Raw genomic sequence first — 16,159 nt, 5'->3', positions numbered from 1 at the left:
CATGATGGAGACAACCAAAAAACCGCCGCTTGCCGGCATCAGGGTGATCGAGCTTGCCCGCGTGCTCGCCGGCCCCTGGGCGGGACAGATGCTTGCCGATCTCGGCGCCGATGTCATCAAGGTCGAAAATCCCGACGGCGGTGACGATACCCGCCAATGGGGCCCGCCCTTCGTCGAAGGCGCCGATGGCGAAAATCTCTCGGCCGCCTATTATCACGCCACCAATCGCGGCAAGCGTTCCATCACTGCCGATCTGAAGAGCCCCGAAGGTCAGGATCTCGTCCGCCGGCTCGTTGCCACCGCCGATGTGGTGATCGAGAATTTCAAACTCGGCGGCCTCGTCAAATACGGGCTCGATTACGACAGTCTGCGGAAAGTGAACCCGAAGCTCGTCTATTGCTCGATCACCGGCTTCGGCCAGACCGGCCCCTATGCGCATCTCGCCGGTTACGATTACATCGTCCAGGGCATGTCCGGCTTCATGTCAATAACGGGCGAGCCGGACGGCCAGCCGATGAAGGCGGGTGTAGCGATCGCCGATGTCTTCACCGGCATCTATGCCGTCTCGGCGATTGAGGCCGCCCTGATCCACGCGCTGAAGACAGGCGAAGGCCAGCTCGTCGACATGGCCCTGCTCGACGTGCAGTCGGCCGTGCTCGCCAATCAGAACATGAACTACCTGGTCTCTGGCGCCGCACCGACCCGCCTCGGCAACGCCCATCCCAATATCTCGCCCTATGAGGTCGTGCCGGCGGCCGACGGCTATCTCATCCTCGCGGTCGGAAACGACGGCCAGTTCCGCCGCCTCTCCACCCTCCTTGGCCTGGAGGCAATCGCTGGCGACGAGCGTTTTTCCACCAACAGGGCCCGCGTCGCCCATCGCGGTGAGGTGCGCCGCCTCGTCTCCACCGAGACGCTGAAATGGCAGAAGGCGGATCTTCTGAAGGCCTGCGAGGAGAATGCGGTTCCAGCCGGCGCGATCAACACGATCGAGGAAATGTTCGCCGATCCGCAGGTGCGGGCCCGCGGCCTGCGCATCGACCTTGCGGATGCTGCCGGTACCATGATCCCCGGCGTCAGGACGCCGGTCGTCATGTCCGAGACGCCCTTGCGCTACACCAGGCCGAGCCCGCGGCTCGGCGAACACCGGGATGAAATTCTGGCGGAACTCGCCGAATACGAGGAGAACGCTTCGTCATGAAGAAAACCGGCGGAGAACTGATCGTCGAGGCGCTGAAGGCAAACGGCGTCAAACGCCTCTCCTGCGTGCCTGGAGAGAGCTTCCTTGCCGTCCTCGATGCACTGCGCGACAGCGATATCGACGTCCTCGTCTGTCGTCAGGAGGGCGGCGCTGCGATGATGGCGGATTGCTGGGGCAGACTGACCGGCGAACCCGGCATCTGCATGGTCACCCGTGGCCCCGGCGCCACCAACGCTTCCGCCGGCCTGCACATCGCCAAGCAGGATTCGATCCCGATGATCCTCTTCATCGGCCAGGTCCAGCGGGAGGCGCGCGAGCGCGAGGCCTTCCAGGAGGTCGAGTTCCGCCGCGCCTTCACCGAATTCGCCAAATGGGTCGGCGAAATCGACGACGCCGCCCGCATTCCCGAATTCGTCACCCGCGCCTTTGCAATCGCCACCTCCGGCCGCCCCGGCCCCGTCGTGCTGACGCTGCCGGAAGATATGCTGCGCGACGAGGTGGAAGCACCCCGCGCCAGGCGCTACGCCAGCGTCGAGGCTCATCCCGGCAGCAAGCAGATCGACGATCTCTATCTGCGCCTCTTGAAGGCCGAGCGGCCGATGGTGATCCTCGGCGGCACGCGATGGGATGCCGATGCCGTTGCCGACTTCCAGAGCTTCGCAGAGCGCTTCAACCTGCCGGTCGGTTGCTCCTTCCGCCGGCAGATGCTGTTCGATCATCTCCATCCCTCCTATGCCGGCGATGTCGGCATCGGCATCAATCCTGCTCTGGCAAAAGAGATCAAGGAGAGCGATCTGCTGATCCTGCTCGGCGCCCGCATGTCGGAAATGCCGTCCTCGTCCTATACGCTGATCGATATCCCCTACCCCCAGCAACCACTGGTGCACGTCTATCCCGACGCTTCCGAACTCGGCCGCATCTACCGCCCGGATCTCGCCATCTGCGCCGCACCCGTCGATTTCGTCGCCGCACTCGCCGATCTGGAAGCGCCGGCCGAGCCGCGCTGGGCCGAGCGCACCGAGCGTATGCACCAGGCCTATCTCGCCTGGTCGAAGCCGCCGGCAACAGGTCCGGGCGCCGTCCAGATGGGACCGATCATGGAATGGCTGGAGGCCAATACCGGGCCGGATACGATCTTCACCAATGGTGCGGGCAATTACGCCACCTGGGTGCACCGCTTCCATCGTTTCCGCCGCTTCAACACGCAGTCGGCCCCGACCTCCGGCTCGATGGGTTACGGCCTGCCGGCGGCCGTCGCCGCCAAGCGGCTCTTTCCCGAGCGCGAGGTCATCTGCTTTGCCGGCGACGGCTGTTTCCTGATGCACGGCCAGGAATTCGCCACCGCCATCCGCTACGGCCTGCCGATCATATCAGTCGTCGTCAACAACGGCATCTACGGCACGATCCGCATGCACCAGGAGCGCGAATATCCCGGCCGCGTCAGCAGCACGGATCTCACCAATCCCGATTTCGCAGCCCTTGCCCGCGCCTATGGCGGCCACGGCGAAACGGTGGAACGGACGGAGGAATTCGCGCCGGCCTTCGAGCGTGCGCGCGAGAGCGGCAAGCCGGCGATCATCGAGGTGAAGCTCGATCCAGAAGCGATCACGCCGACGCGCACTCTTTCTGAAATCGCGCAAACAAAAAGCCGGTAGGTTGCCCCACCGGCTTTGAGAGCAGACCTGCGGCGAGCTTAGTCGAGCGCAGCGGTGACGATGAACTCGACTTTGTATTTCGGCGCAGCGAGCTTGGCTTCGCTGGTGGCGCGGGCCGGCGGGTTTGCCGGGTCGATCCAGCCTTCCCAGACGGCATTCATCTCGGCGAAATAGGCGATATCAGAGAGGTAGATGATCGTCTGCAGGATCTTGGACTTGTTGCTGCCGGAAGCGGCGAGCAGCCGGTCGACTTCGGCAAGCGCAGACTTGCACTGGTCGGTGACGCTTTCGCCCTCGCCCACCTGGCCTGCCAGATAAACCGTGTTGCCGTGAATGACGGCGCCGCTCATGCGCGCGCCGACGTCGATACGCTTAATGCTCATTATAGTCTCCTCAGTGAATGGAAAGTGGCGGCGCTGAGGGCAGCGCCGGAAAATCGGCCCGCGGTGGCGAGGCTCAGCTGCGAATGTGGTGCGTTTTCTGGTAGATCGCCGTCGAGCGCGCGCCGGAGCGGCAATAGCCGAGCATCGGCCGCGGGAATTCGTCGAGCGCGTCGACCATGCCCTGCACCGCTTCCTCCGTCACGCCCATCGGCCCAACAGGCACATGGGTGATCTCAAGGCCGAGTTCCCTGGCACGCGCCTCGATGACCGAGAACGAGGTCTGATCCGGGCTTTCCTGGTCGGGTCGGTGGCAGACGATCGATTTGAAGCCCAGCGCCTTGATCTCGTCGAGGTCGTCGAGCGTGATCTGACCCGAAACCGAATATTCATCGTCGATCTGGCGAATATCCATCGTCTTCATCTCCTCAAAAATCGTGGGCTGAAGGTCTACGACGCAGTCCGGCAGGCGTCAACAACACTTCGCTCACACGAAGGCAAAGCTCAGCCCGTAGCTGCGGCTTTCGCCCGGCGCCAGCATGTTGAACTCGCCGGCCGCCTCAAGTTCGTCGCGCAAGACCCATCGGTGTGAAACGGGCTCGATGCCGATAATATGGGCCGGCGCCTTCTGGTTCCGCCAGACCTGCAGATAGGGCAGCGTATCAGCACGGAAGCGCACGCGAAGCGTCCTGTCGCCGATTGCGGCGATCGGCCCGAGCCGGACCTCCGCAAAGCCTTCCTCAGTCGCCGGCGCGGGGACGCAGAAGATGCCACCCGGGTCCTCGCCGAAGGTCCAGGGAAAGCCGCCATTCTCCAGCATCTTGCCTTCGAGCCGCGTGCCCTCGTCCAGCCATTTGCCGCCCGTGTTCATGTGATACATCAGGAAGGTCGGCACCGTCTGGTCGCTGGTATTGACGACGCGGTCCTCAAGCCGCACCTCGCCGGTCGCGCCGTCGATCCGCCACAACCGCTCGATGCGCTGCGGCAAGCCCTCGACGGTCACGATGTCGATATCGGCACGGCATTCAGCATTGCCGTTCTCGAATTTCGTCCACAGCAGCTTCGCCGCATGGCCGGAGGCCGATCCGTGCAGCGGATAGACCTTGCCATCGGCCCGACCGGGAAGCGGCTGGCGGTGGCGGATATGATCCGGCCCGCAGGTGAAGAGGAAGCCTTCGAGCGAGTGATCGATTCGCGGATCGCCGTCGTCGGGAACGGCCCGCTTCGGCGCGATATCCACGCCCTCGACGATACATCCGCCGATATCCAGCACCGATGTTTCATCCAGCATCAGGCGCGGCCCGCTTGCGGCGGCAAATTCGATCATCTCGGGTCTCCTCAAGGATTTATCGGCCGCCACAGCGTTAGGTTTCGCGCCCTCATTCGTCAATCAGGCTCGCCGCCACCTTATGTTTTGGCCGTAACAATTGATTTTGCGGAACTGGCATGAGAAGGCAAACGTTTATGAGTAAAAGGAAATCTTAGTGATTTTCATATTTTGTTCAGCACGGTTTCATAAATTCCACACTAGCGTCAAAATTGACGGGTGTGTGTCTGCCCAGTCACTGTTCGAGGTTTGAGACGTGAATCGCTTTCTGAAATCGGCATTTTCTCTTGCGGCCGTGCTGGCAGCCCTTGCCGCTGCAGCGCCGGAGGCTGGCGCGCAGCAATTCCGCGACCGCCGCCAGAGCGATATCGTGCTGGTTACGCCAAACGGCGAAATCCTCGATTATGTCCCCCGCGGCTTCGCCTACGCCCGCGATCGCAGCGGCAACCGCGTGATGATCGATGCCTATGGTAACATCGTCGCCACCGAGATGCGTGCCCGCGGCTACTATCCGCCACGCCCCGGCCCGCGCGAGGTCAATAACGACCAATACGGCAACGATCCCTACTATGCCGACGATGGTAATAATGGCGATACGCGTTACTCCGAGCGCGGGGCCGTGACCGGCGGCATCCCGCGGGATGCGGCGATCGAGCGCCAGCCGCTCGGCGAGCAGCCCTATCCGGACGACAACAGCATCGGTAATCAGCAACCCGGCGACGACTATGCCTCGATCGACCCGGATCAGCAGATCCCGCCCGCCGACGCGCCGAAGGCCGTACCTGACGAGCCGGTGATCACGCTGAAGAACAAGTCGAAGCCCGAGATCGTCGCGCTGCAGGTCTTCCTCGACCGCGCCGGCATCTCCCCCGGCGTCATCGACGGACACATGGGCTCGAACGTCACCAAGGGCATCTATGCCTACGACCAGATGACCGGCTCCAAGCTCGACCCCAACGACACCGACGCCATCCTGGAAGAGCTGCGCCTGAACGGCGGCCTGCCTGTCGTCAGCTATACGATCACGCCGGCCGATGCCGCCGGTCCCTTCGTCGCCCAGATCCCGGAAGATTATTCGCAGAAGGCGCTGCTGCCGTCGCTCGCCTACACCTCGACCACCGAAATGCTGGCCGAGCGCTTTCACATGGATGAGGCCTTCCTCAAGGAGATGAACCCCGGCGCCGATTTCACCGTTCCCGGCACCGTCATCAAGGTGGTCAATCCCGGTGAACCGAAGAGCGGCGACGTTGCCCGCATCATCGCCGACAAGGCCCGCAAGCAGGTCTTCGCCTATGACGCCGCCGGCAATCTCATCGCTGCCTATCCGGCTTCGATCGGCTCCACCGACACGCCCTCCCCGTCAGGCTTGGTGAACGTCGAGCGCGTCGCCCTCAATCCCGGCTATACCTACAATCCGAAGATCAATTTCCAGCAGGGCGCCAACGACAAGATCCTCAACATCCCGCCCGGCCCGAACGGCCCCGTCGGCACGGTCTGGATGGCGCTCTCCAAGCCGACCTATGGCATCCACGGCACGCCCGAACCTTCGAAGATCGGCCGCACCCAGAGCCATGGCTGCATCCGCCTGACCAACTGGGATGCCACCGAGCTTGCCAAGATGGTCAAGCCGGGGGTGACGGTCGAATTCGTCGACTAAGCCCTCGCATCTGATTGCCCCTAAGCGAACAGCATCAATGAACGCCGGCAGGTCGATCCAGCCGGCGTTCTGACACAACAATCTAGCGCGAGCCGCAGCGGCAGTTCAAATTTGCTCTCCCGTCCCAAAGTTTGGAACCCGAAAGCACGCCAAAAGCTATTAAATCTGTAGATTTTACCTCCTAACATTTGGAGGTCGCATGAAATCGTTTGTTCGATTGGCTTTGAGCGTTTTGGCGGGTTTGGTCGCAGTCGGCACGGCGCAGGCCGCCGATGTCTCGGAAATTCGCGTGGACTGGGCGACCTACAACCCGGTCAGCCTGATTTTGAAGGACGAAGGCATTCTAGAGAAGGAATTCGAAAAGGATGGGATCAAGATAACCTGGGTCCAGTCCGCAGGCTCCAACAAAGCCTTGGAATTCCTCAATGCCGGCTCCCTCGACTTCGGCTCGACCGCGGGTGCGGCTGCCTTGATCGGCCGCGTCAACGGCAACCCGATCAAATCCATCTATGTCTATTCGCGTCCGGAATGGACTGCGCTCGTCACCCGTAAGGATACCGGCATCACCAACGTCCAGGATCTCAAGGGCAAGTCCATCGCCGTGACGCGCGGCACCGACCCGCACATTTTCCTGGTGCGCGCGCTGGCCGATGCAGGTCTGACGGAAAAGGATGTTTCGCTTGTTCTGCTGCAGCACGCCGACGGCCGCCTTGCGCTGAAGCGTGGCGACGTCGACGCTTGGGCCGGCCTCGATCCGATCATGGCCTCCGCCGAGATTGAGGATGGCGATGTGCTCTTCTATCGCAAGCCGGAAAATAACAGCTGGGGCGTTCTGAATGTGCGCGAAGAGTTTGCTGCCGCCCATCCTGATCTCGTCAAGCGCGTGCTTGCATCCTATGAGAAGGCACGCACCGAAGCGCTGAAAGATCCTGCCAAGCTCAAAGCCGCGCTCGTCGCCGCCACCAAGCTGCCCGATACCGTGATCGCCCGCCAGCTGGAGCGCACGAACCTCACTTATTCCGTGATCGGCGATGCACAGCGCGAGACCATCCAAGCGGCGGGCCTCGCCTTGCAAAAGGCCGAAGTCATCAAGGCGGATGTCGATGTCACCAAGACCGTATCGGAGCTGATCGATCCCAGCTACGCCTCCGCCGCCCTCGGCCAGTGAAGCGATAGAAAGAACATTCCCATGTCGTTGGTGCACATCGCGCTGTCATGGCACAATACGGAAACAGGAAAGGAGACCCGGCGCCGCCGGGTTTCGTCTTTCGATCACCCGCTCGTCGGAATCGTGTTTCCGGTTGCGTTGTTTGCCGCCTGGGAGATCCTCGTTCGTGCGGGAATAGTCGGAGGCCGCCTGATGCCCCCGCCCTCGAAAATTCTCTATACGGTCTATGCGCTGGCGGCATCGGGCGATCTGACAACCCATGTCGGAGCGACGCTGCGCAGAGTGGCGATCGGTTTCGCCTTCGGATCGCTGGTGGGGACCGCTCTTGGCGCGCTGACCGGCTATTCCAAACTGCTCGCACGTCTGCTGGATCCGACCCTGCAGGCTCTGAGAGCCATTCCCTCCATCGCTTGGGTGCCGCTGTTCATCCTGTGGTTCGGTATTTTCGAAGCCTCCAAGGTTGCCCTGATTGCCGTTGGCGTCTTCTTCCCGGTCTATCTCGGGGTTTACGGCGCCGTCACCGGCGTCGACAGGCGCATCGTCGAGGTGGGCCGCGTCTTTCGGCTTTCGGGCTTCGAACTCATCCGCCTGATCCTGCTGCCTGCGGTCCTTCCGGACTTCATCCTTGCCCTGCGCGCAGGCCTGGGTCTCGGTTGGATGTTTGTCGTTGCGGCGGAATTCATGGGCGCATCCGAAGGCCTGGGCTATCTTCTGGTGGATGGTCAGCAACTCGGAAAGCCGGACCAGATCCTGGCGGCCATTTTGGTCTTTGCCGTTGTCGGCAAGACGACCGATAGCCTGCTTCTGATCGTGAGCGCGCCGTTCCTGCGCTGGCGCGATACCCATGCGAGCGGGATCTGACATGCTCGATATCAGCTCCCTATCCAAGGTCTATCCCAACGGAACGCACGCGCTGCAAGACTTCTCCCTCAATATCGGCAAGGGGGAGTTGGTCGCGGTCATCGGCGGATCGGGTTGCGGCAAGAGCACCCTTCTGAGGCTGCTGTCGGGCCTCGAAGCCCCGACACAAGGCGAAATCAGCCTGGAGGGGCGCCGGCTGACGGAACCGGACTCGCTCGTGAATATCGTCTTCCAGGAGCCTCGGCTCTTTCCATGGCTGACAGTCGCGGACAATATCGGTTTCGGCCTGCGCCATTTGGCAGGCAGCGAACGCGATGAGCGGGTATCGGCGGCTCTCGAGAAGATCGGCCTTCGCGGCTACGAGAAGCGCTGGATCAAGGAACTGTCCGGCGGGCAGGCGCAACGCGTGGCCTTGGCGCGCGCCCTCGTGACGAAGCCGGCGGTGCTGCTGTTGGACGAGCCCTTCTCCGCGCTCGATGCGATGACGCGTGTCGAACTCCAGGATCATCTGATCGATCTATGGCGCGCAAATGCCACGACGATGCTGCTCGTGACGCACGATATCGAAGAGGCGGCCTTCTTGGCAGATCGCGTCGTCGTGATGCGCCCCTGGCCGGGACGCATTCTGGAGGTGGTCGATATAGGCCTGCCGCGGCAGCGCAATCGCATGTCGGACGCATTGGCCGAAGTCAAAAGGCGTCTTTCCGGCCTTCTGGCTCATTCACTCAATGATGGCACCCGCACGGCAAGCGCCTGAAAAACGAAATGCGTCGCGGGGCGAACCGGACGCACTTCGTTCAAGGATGCACATTAACTGTCAGGCTGCCGTCGCCATGTGAGCAGACGCCACCAGCCGGACAGGCAGCTTGCGCATCATTTCCTCGGCGAAACAGATGGCATTCTCACGCGCCTTGTCGAGGTTGCTGACGCGCGTGGGGTCGATCGTATGCAACGTGCCGCCGCAGTCGAAGATGTCGCGGAAGGCCGAGCGTTCGATGATGGCGGTGTCCAGCACCGGCACGTGCCGTTCGCTGAGCAGCGACTTGACGAGTTGCAGTGCCCGCGTCGTCACCATCGAGTTGACGCGGGTCAGCACCACCGAATGGCCGATCTTGATGCCCGCCTTCTCGTCCAGATATTGCAGCAGTTCGAGTACCTGCGCACCGCCGCGCGCGTCCATCGCACAGCCCTGGATCGGGATCAGCACGTGGTCGGAAAGCCCGACGGCGGTGGCGAGCAGCGGATTGCGCGCACCCGGCAGGTCGATGATGAAATAGTCGGTATTGTGCTTGTTCTCGCTGATATGCTGCGGCAGCGAGGCAGTGGTGACGAAATCGATCACCGAAATATTGGGTACGTGACCAGAGATCTCGTGCCAGCGCGAAATCCAGTGCTGCGGATCGGCATCGAGAATGGTGACGCGGTAACCCTTGCGGGCAAGCTCGGTTGCGAGCAGGAGAACAGCGGTCGTCTTGCCGGCGCCGCCCTTGGTATTTGCAAATGTAATGACAGGCATGTTCGTTCCTCGGAAGGCAATGATGCGAGCCGGCATCGCTCTTTTGCGCACTCTCGGAGCATCGTGCGGTTAAGCCATCCTTTACAATCATGGTTAACAAATTCCAAACACGCGCGGCGAAATTGCAGTCGGTATTTTTCATATCCCTAAAACTAGAGCCTTTCCGGGTTAGATTGCAGCATTCTGCCGGAGCAGGTTTTCGTCAGGGCAAAGGCGATTGGCGAAGGGCATACCCCTAGGTACGTCCGAGCCGATCGCCTTTGATCCTGGCGGAAAGATGCCCGGCCCTTCGGGTTGGCTGAAACGGGCCGGCTGATCGACCGGCCGTCTTGGCCGTAGAACTGGGCTACGACGCGCGCCGGCCGGTCGACCATCCGACTCCGTTTGAGCCAACAGAATGCTGCAATCTAACCCGGAAAGGCTCTAGGGACGTCACCAGAACAAAAAGGCCCGGAAAGCCAAAGCCTTCCGGGCCAGTCTGCAGGTCCGCTCTTATGATGTCAGAAGCAATCCCTGAAAAGCGCCTTGGTATTTTCAAGCGTCATCGCAACCGGGTTGCCACCGGCGCTCGGGTCCTCGATCGCCATGGCCGACAATTCGTCAATACGATCAGGGGCAATTCCCATCGCCGTCAGCGTCTCCGGCACGCCGAGATCGGAGCGGAGCTTCAGCACGTAGTCGTAGAAGCCGTCGAAACCGCCCGAAATGCCGAGATAGGCGGCCGCCCGGCCGATCTTCTCCTCGATCGCAGCGCGGTTGAAGCGCAGCACCGCCGGCATCACGACCGCATTGGTCATGCCGTGATGGGTGTTGTAGACGGCGCCAATTGGGTGCGACAGCGCATGGATGGCGCCGAGCCCCTTCTGGAAGGCGACGGCGCCCATGGCGGCTGCCGACATCATGTTGGCGCGGGCTTCGAGATCGGTGCCTTCCTTATAGGCGCGCGGCAGGAATTCCTTGACCAGCCGCATGCCTTCGAGCGCGATGCCGGCCGACATCGGATGATAGAAGGGCGAGGAATAGGCCTCCAGGCAATGGGCGAAGGCATCCATGCCGGTGCCGGCCGTGATGATCTTCGGCATGCCGACGGTCAGCTCAGGATCGGAGATGACGACGCCGGGCAGGAACTTCGGATGGAAGATGATCTTCTTCACATGCGTTTCGGAATTGGTGATGACGCTGGCGCGCCCGACTTCCGAACCGGTGCCTGCCGTCGTCGGCACCGCGACGATCGGCGCGATGCCCTCGAGGCTCGCCCGCGTCCACCAGTCGCCGATATCCTCGAAATCCCAGACCGGCCGCGTCTGGCCGGCCATGAAGGCGACGCATTTGCCGAGGTCGAGACCGGAGCCACCACCGAAGGCGACGACGCCGTCATGGCCGCCGTCCTTGAAGGCCTTGACGCCGGCCTCGAGGTTCTTCTCGTTCGGGTTTGGATCGACATCGGCAAAGATCGCCCGGCCAAGGCCGGCATCTTCGAGGATGTCGAGCGCGTTCTTGGTGATCGCCATCGAGGCGAGGCCGCGATCGGTGACGAGCAGCGGCTTCTTGATGCCGAGGCTCTTGCAGGCGTCGGCCAGTTCCTTGATACGGCCCCGGCCGAGCTTGACCGATGTCGGATAGCTCCAGTTTGCGGTGATGTTGCTGCTCATGCTGTGACTTTCTTCAGGTGGAAGGATTTCGGACGCGTCAGATTCTGGAAGCCGATGATCGACAGCGAGCCGCCGCGGCCGGTCTCCTTGACGCCGGTCCAGCAGAGCGCCGGATCGAGATAATCCGCGCGGTTCATGAAAACGGTGCCGGTTTCGATCTCGCGGCCGAGCCGCGCTGCCCGCTCGACATCCTTGGTCCAGAGCGAAGCCGTCAGCCCGTACTGGCTGTCGTTCATCAAGGCGAGTGCCTCCTCATCGCTCTTCACCTTCATGATGCCGACCGCCGGGCCGAAAGTCTCTTCGCGCATGAAGGCCATCGAATGGTCGACATCGACGAGAACCTGCGGTGCGAGATAGGCGCCGCCGTCATCCTGAGGGAAGAGCTTCGGATCGACAAGCGCCTTGGCGCCCTTGGAAACCGCATCGGCGATCTGCTCGCGCACCACCTTGGCGAAGCGCTTGTTCGCCATCGGTCCAAGCGTCGTTTCCGCATCGAGCGGATTGCCGAGCTTGTAGTTCGATACCCAGGCGACCGACTTTTCAACGAAGGCGTCGTAGAGCGATTCATGCACATAGACGCGCTCGATGCCGCAGCAGCACTGGCCGGAATTGTAGGTGGCACCGTCCATCAGCGTATCGACGGCCGCATCGAGATCGGCGTCTTCCATGACGTAACCCGGATCCTTGCCGCCGAGTTCGAGGCCGAGGCCGGTGAAGGTGCCTGCAGCCGCCCGCTCCATCGACCGCCCGCCTTCGACCGATCCGGTGAAGTTGACGAAGTTGAAGCTGCCGGCGGCAATCAGCGCCGACGTCGTCTCATGATCGAGGAAGACGTTCTGGAAGACGTCCTCGGGAACGCCGGCCTCGACGAAGGCCTGCACCAGCCGCTCGCCGACCAGCAACGTCTGCGACGCATGTTTCAGCACCACCGTATTGCCGGCCATCAGCGCCGGCGCGATCGTGTTGATCGCCGTCATGTAGGGATAGTTCCAGGGTGCTACGACGAAGACGACGCCATGCGCTTCGCGCTCGATGCGGCGTTCGAAACGGTCGCTTTCTTCGACGACGAGCGGGGCTAGTGCATCAGCCGCGATCGAGGCGACATAGTTGGAGCGCTCGTTGAAGCCCCTGTATTCGCCGCCGTACTTGATCGGCCGCCCCATCTGCCAGGCAAGCTCCGGCACGACCACGTCGGACATCTCGTTCAGCCGCGCGGCACCCTTCAGCACGAGTTGGACACGCTCTTCGAGCGGCCGCTTCGCCCAGGCTTTCTGCGCCTTGCGGGCGCGCGCCACCACATCCTTGGCGGCATCGAGCGAAAGCGCCGGGCGCTCCGCGTAAACCGATCCGTCGACCGGTGAAATGCATTGGATCATTGCCATGATCGTTTCCTGTCCTCGTATCATTCAAAATTTGGGTGGGCGACAGCCCCTCATCCGCCTGCCGGCACCTTCTCCCCGCAACCGGGGCGAAAGGGCTATGCCGCAACCTGTCCGTTCCACGCCACCTCTCGCATGGCAAGTCCCCTATCCCCGCTTGCGGGGATAGGGTCAGGGTGGGGGCAAACCCGCAAATGCCTATTAAGCTCTTTCGAAACCGCGCGCCACTTCCCAATCGGTGATGCGGCGATCGTACTCTTCCTGCTCCCATTCGCCCGCACGCGTATAGTGGTCGATCACGTCGTCGCCGAAGGCCTTGCGCAGCATCGCCGATTCCGTCATCGCCACCGTGGCCGCGCGCAGAGTGCGCGGGATCTCGCGAACACCCTTGCCGCCATAGGCGTCGCCGACGAAGGGCGCCTCAAGCTCGAGCTTGTTCTCGATCCCGTCGATACCGGCGGCAAGCAGCGCCGCGAAGGCGAGATAGGGATTGAGATCGGAACCGCCGACGCGGCATTCGATACGGATTCCCTTGGTCTCCTCGCCGCAGAGGCGATAGCCGGCGGTGCGGTTGTCCTTGCTCCAGATCGCCTTTGTCGGCGCAAAGGTGCCGGCCATGAAGCGCTTGTAGGAATTGATGTAGGGCGCCAGGAAATAGGTGATCTCGCTCGCGTGGGAGAGAAGCCCGGCAACGTAATTGTGCATCAGCGGCGACATGCCGTATTTGCCGGCATGGTCGAAGAACAGCGGCTTCTCCTCGAGGCTCCAGAGCGACTGGTGGATATGCGAGGAACTGCCGGCGGCATTGTAGTTCCACTTGGCAAGGAAGGTGATGGCCTTGCCCTTCGACCAGGCGATTTCCTTGCAGCCGTTCTTGATGATCGCGTGCCGGTCGGCCATGGCGAGCGCATCGGCGTAGCGAACGTTGATCTCCTCCTGGCCGGCCGAGGCCTCACCCTTGGAGTTCTCGACCGGAATGCCGGCGCCCTGCAGCCCGGTGCGGATTGCCCGCATCACCTCTTCCTCCTTGGTGGTCTGGAAGATGTGGTAGTCCTCGTTATAGGCGCTGGCCAGCTTGAGGTTGCGGTAGCCCGCGGTGTGCGCCGACTCGTAGCTCTGATCGAACAGGAAGAATTCGAGCTCGGAGGCCATGTAGGCCTTCATGCCCATGTCTTCGAGGCGCTTCACTTGCTTCTTCAGGATCGCCCGCGGCGAATGGGCGACCTCCTCATGCGTATGGTGGTCGAGCATGTCGCACAACACCAACGCCGTGCCTTCAAGCCAGGGAATGCGACGTAGCGTCGAAAGATCCGGCTTCATCGTGTAGTCGCCGTAGCCCTTTTCCCAGCTCGTCGCCTTGTAGCCGGAAACGGTCTCCATCTCCATGTCGGTGGCGATCAGGTAGTTGCAGCTGTGCGTTTCCTTCCAGGCGCTCTCGATGAAATATTCCGCCTGGAACCGCTTGCCCATCAGCCGGCCCTGCATGTCCACCTGGCAGGCCAGAACCGTGTCGATGCGCCCTTCGGCAACATCCTTCCTGAGATCGTCGATCGTGTAGCTGCTCATGATTGATCCGCCTGAATTGGAATTGAGAAATCGGGGCAACGAAATCGCATGCGCTTGGCCGGATGTTTCGGCCAGATGCCTTTTCGTTGATCCGGTGGTGGGGCCGCGGGATGCGGCCCCATTTCCTTGCGATATGCCTGATTATTCGCCGGGAACGGCAACCGTGCCGGTTTCGCCGACAGCAGCTTCGGCTGCGGCGATCTCGCCCTTTCGCTTGGCGATCATGTCGCCGATCGGCGGGCCCTGGAAGCGCCGGTTTTCAACCGCGAACCAGATGACGATCGCCAGCGCGATGAAGCCGAGGGTTATCTCGAAGACCTTGTCGTTCGGCGGCTGGATCGCGATGTAGATGATCAGGATCATGCCGAGCGTCGCGAGAACGCCGACCACCTTGTAGACGCCGCCGCCGAGGTTCCAGGGTCCAGGTGCCGGCCACTTCTTGGTGCCGTAGGCGAAGATGCCGAGCACGATCGGGAAGAGGAAGGACAGGAAAAGGAAGATCAGCGTCGCGTTGACGACGGTGACGTAGAGGCTCGCCTCGCCGACCGAGATGAACAGCGCGCCCCAGACGAACAGGCTTTCGAGAGCCGCACCCGTCCAGATCGCCGCAACGGGCGTGCGGAATTTTGGGCTGACGCTGGCAAGCGTCTTCGAGCCGACCGGAATGCCGCCGTCACGCGAGAAGGCAAAGATCATGCGCGAGCAGGACGTGACGGTCGCAAGACCGCACAGGAACTGCGAAATGAAGATCGCGATGTAAAGCAGCGTCACCAGCCAGGCCGGCATGATGGCATTGATGGTCATGAAGAACACGCTCCAGCCCTGCTTGGCGCCTTCGGCCATATCAGGGATGGCGATGACGAAAGCCGAAAGCATCACCCAGCCCGCAAGCGAGGACCAGATGACGGCCGACACCATCGAGCGCGGCACGGAAAGAGCTGCCTTCTTGGTTTCTTCGGAAGTGTGGGCGGAAGCATCGTAGCCGGTGATCGTATAGATCGGCAGCAACAGACCAAGGCCGAAAATATACCACATGCTGTCCGATTGGGGCCAAACGGCACCGCCGGCATCACCGGAATAATTGGTGAAGGTCCACAGGCGCGAGAAGTCGTGCGTGGGCGCGAAGTAAAAGCATGCAACCGTCAGCACAGCCGCCGTCACGAGGATCAGCGAGCCGGAGAAGTCTGTGAGCTTTGCGGTGAGGCCAATGCCGAAATGATTGATCGCGGCCTGCACGATGGTGAAAAGCACCACAAGAACGACCTGCATTGCCGGCGATACGACGCCCGACGCATCAGCGATGCCGAGCTGTGCGCCGAAGGTGCCGCCGAGGAACAGTGCGGTGCCGATGTTGATGGCGCCGAGAACCGTGATGAGGCCGAGCAGGTTGAGCCACGCCGTCAGCCAGCCGGTGAAGCGGGTGCCGAGAATGGAACTCCAGTGATAAAGGCCGCCGGCCGTCGGATAGGCCGACGATATCTGCGCCATGCCGAGCGCGAAGAACAGCGAGATGATGCATCCCACAGGCCAGCCGATGCCGATGGCGGCACCACCGACGCCCGACGTCGCCTGCGCCAGCGAATTGATACCGCCAGAAAGAATGCAGATGATCGAAAACGAAATCGCAAAGTTTGAGAACGAGCTCATACGCCGTTCGAGTTCCTGGGCGTAGCCCATCGAGTGCAGGACATGGACGTCCTGCGTCTTATCCTGATCGGTATAGTCAGACATGACTTCCCCCTGTTCACGATCGGCCGCGGGATTGCGGGCCGGTCCAGTGCCAATTGTCCGCGGCAT

At 62.0% G+C, this 16,159-nt stretch carries 14 protein-coding genes; 6 read left to right on the top strand and 8 right to left on the bottom strand.

Annotated elements, in window-relative coordinates; genetic code table 11:
* Position 1 precedes the first annotated feature (1 nt).
* Entirely contained in the window at positions 2-1,201 is a 1,200-nt protein-coding gene (gene caiB / locus EFQ99_RS15790; RefSeq protein WP_126921947.1) for a succinate--glutarate CoA-transferase, read from the top strand.
* Entirely contained in the window at positions 1,198-2,856 is a 1,659-nt protein-coding gene (locus tag EFQ99_RS15785; RefSeq protein ID WP_126921946.1) for a thiamine pyrophosphate-binding protein, read from the top strand. Before caiB ends, EFQ99_RS15785 begins: the two co-directional genes overlap by 4 nt.
* 38 nt (positions 2,857-2,894) lie before the next feature.
* Here the strand turns inward: EFQ99_RS15785 and EFQ99_RS15780 are convergent, their stop codons facing one another.
* The 3 genes from EFQ99_RS15780 to EFQ99_RS15770 form a co-directional block, all read right to left on the bottom strand.
* Positions 2,895-3,239 (bottom strand): RidA family protein, encoded by a 345-nt coding sequence (locus EFQ99_RS15780; RefSeq protein WP_126921945.1) that lies wholly within the window; start codon positions 3,237-3,239, stop codon positions 2,895-2,897.
* 73 nt (positions 3,240-3,312) lie between these two features.
* Complete coding sequence (locus EFQ99_RS15775) at positions 3,313-3,651, bottom strand: protein tyrosine phosphatase family protein (RefSeq protein WP_126921944.1); 339 nt, start codon at positions 3,649-3,651, stop codon at positions 3,313-3,315.
* A gap of 72 nt (positions 3,652-3,723) precedes the next feature.
* Positions 3,724-4,563 (bottom strand): aldose 1-epimerase family protein, encoded by an 840-nt coding sequence (locus EFQ99_RS15770; protein WP_126921943.1) that lies wholly within the window; start codon positions 4,561-4,563, stop codon positions 3,724-3,726.
* Between the two features lie 256 nt (positions 4,564-4,819).
* Between EFQ99_RS15770 and EFQ99_RS15765 the strand changes: the two genes are divergently transcribed.
* The 4 genes from EFQ99_RS15765 to EFQ99_RS15750 all read left to right on the top strand — a co-directional run bounded on the left by EFQ99_RS15765 (position 4,820) and on the right by EFQ99_RS15750 (position 9,006).
* Positions 4,820-6,220: a L,D-transpeptidase gene (locus EFQ99_RS15765; RefSeq protein ID WP_126921942.1), complete on the top strand. Its 1,401-nt coding sequence runs from the start codon at positions 4,820-4,822 to the stop codon at positions 6,218-6,220.
* 199 nt (positions 6,221-6,419) lie between these two features.
* Positions 6,420-7,388: an aliphatic sulfonate ABC transporter substrate-binding protein gene (locus EFQ99_RS15760; RefSeq protein ID WP_126921941.1), complete on the top strand. Its 969-nt coding sequence runs from the start codon at positions 6,420-6,422 to the stop codon at positions 7,386-7,388.
* A 21-nt stretch (positions 7,389-7,409) separates the two neighbouring features.
* Positions 7,410-8,249 (top strand): ABC transporter permease, encoded by an 840-nt coding sequence (locus tag EFQ99_RS15755; protein WP_126921940.1) that lies wholly within the window; start codon positions 7,410-7,412, stop codon positions 8,247-8,249.
* 1 nt (position 8,250) lies between these two features.
* Positions 8,251-9,006: an ABC transporter ATP-binding protein gene (locus EFQ99_RS15750; RefSeq protein ID WP_126921939.1), complete on the top strand. Its 756-nt coding sequence runs from the start codon at positions 8,251-8,253 to the stop codon at positions 9,004-9,006.
* A gap of 60 nt (positions 9,007-9,066) precedes the next feature.
* Here EFQ99_RS15750 and EFQ99_RS15745 read toward each other — a convergent pair whose 3' ends face one another.
* The 5 genes from EFQ99_RS15745 to EFQ99_RS15715 form a co-directional block, all read right to left on the bottom strand.
* Positions 9,067-9,765 carry a ParA family protein gene (locus EFQ99_RS15745; protein WP_245441502.1) on the bottom strand — a complete coding sequence of 233 codons (699 nt, stop codon included), beginning with the start codon at positions 9,763-9,765 and terminating at the stop codon, positions 9,067-9,069.
* 500 nt (positions 9,766-10,265) lie between these two features.
* Positions 10,266-11,417, bottom strand: coding sequence for an iron-containing alcohol dehydrogenase (locus EFQ99_RS15730; protein ID WP_126921938.1), 1,152 nt, complete (start codon positions 11,415-11,417; stop codon positions 10,266-10,268).
* Entirely contained in the window at positions 11,414-12,799 is a 1,386-nt protein-coding gene (locus tag EFQ99_RS15725; protein ID WP_126921937.1) for an aldehyde dehydrogenase family protein, read from the bottom strand. The genes EFQ99_RS15730 and EFQ99_RS15725 overlap by 4 nt, the downstream gene beginning before the upstream one ends.
* Before the next feature lie 198 nt (positions 12,800-12,997).
* Entirely contained in the window at positions 12,998-14,362 is a 1,365-nt protein-coding gene (locus tag EFQ99_RS15720; protein ID WP_126921936.1) for a glutamine synthetase family protein, read from the bottom strand.
* A 141-nt stretch (positions 14,363-14,503) separates the two neighbouring features.
* Positions 14,504-16,093, bottom strand: a complete 1,590-nt coding sequence (locus tag EFQ99_RS15715) for an amino acid permease (RefSeq protein WP_126921935.1) — start codon at positions 16,091-16,093, stop codon at positions 14,504-14,506.
* Positions 16,094-16,159 lie beyond the last annotated feature (66 nt).

Source organism: Rhizobium vallis, from assembly GCF_003985155.1.
GTDB classification, from domain to species: domain Bacteria; phylum Pseudomonadota; class Alphaproteobacteria; order Rhizobiales; family Rhizobiaceae; genus Rhizobium; species Rhizobium vallis.
This window is presented reverse-complemented; position numbering and strand designations above follow the sequence as displayed.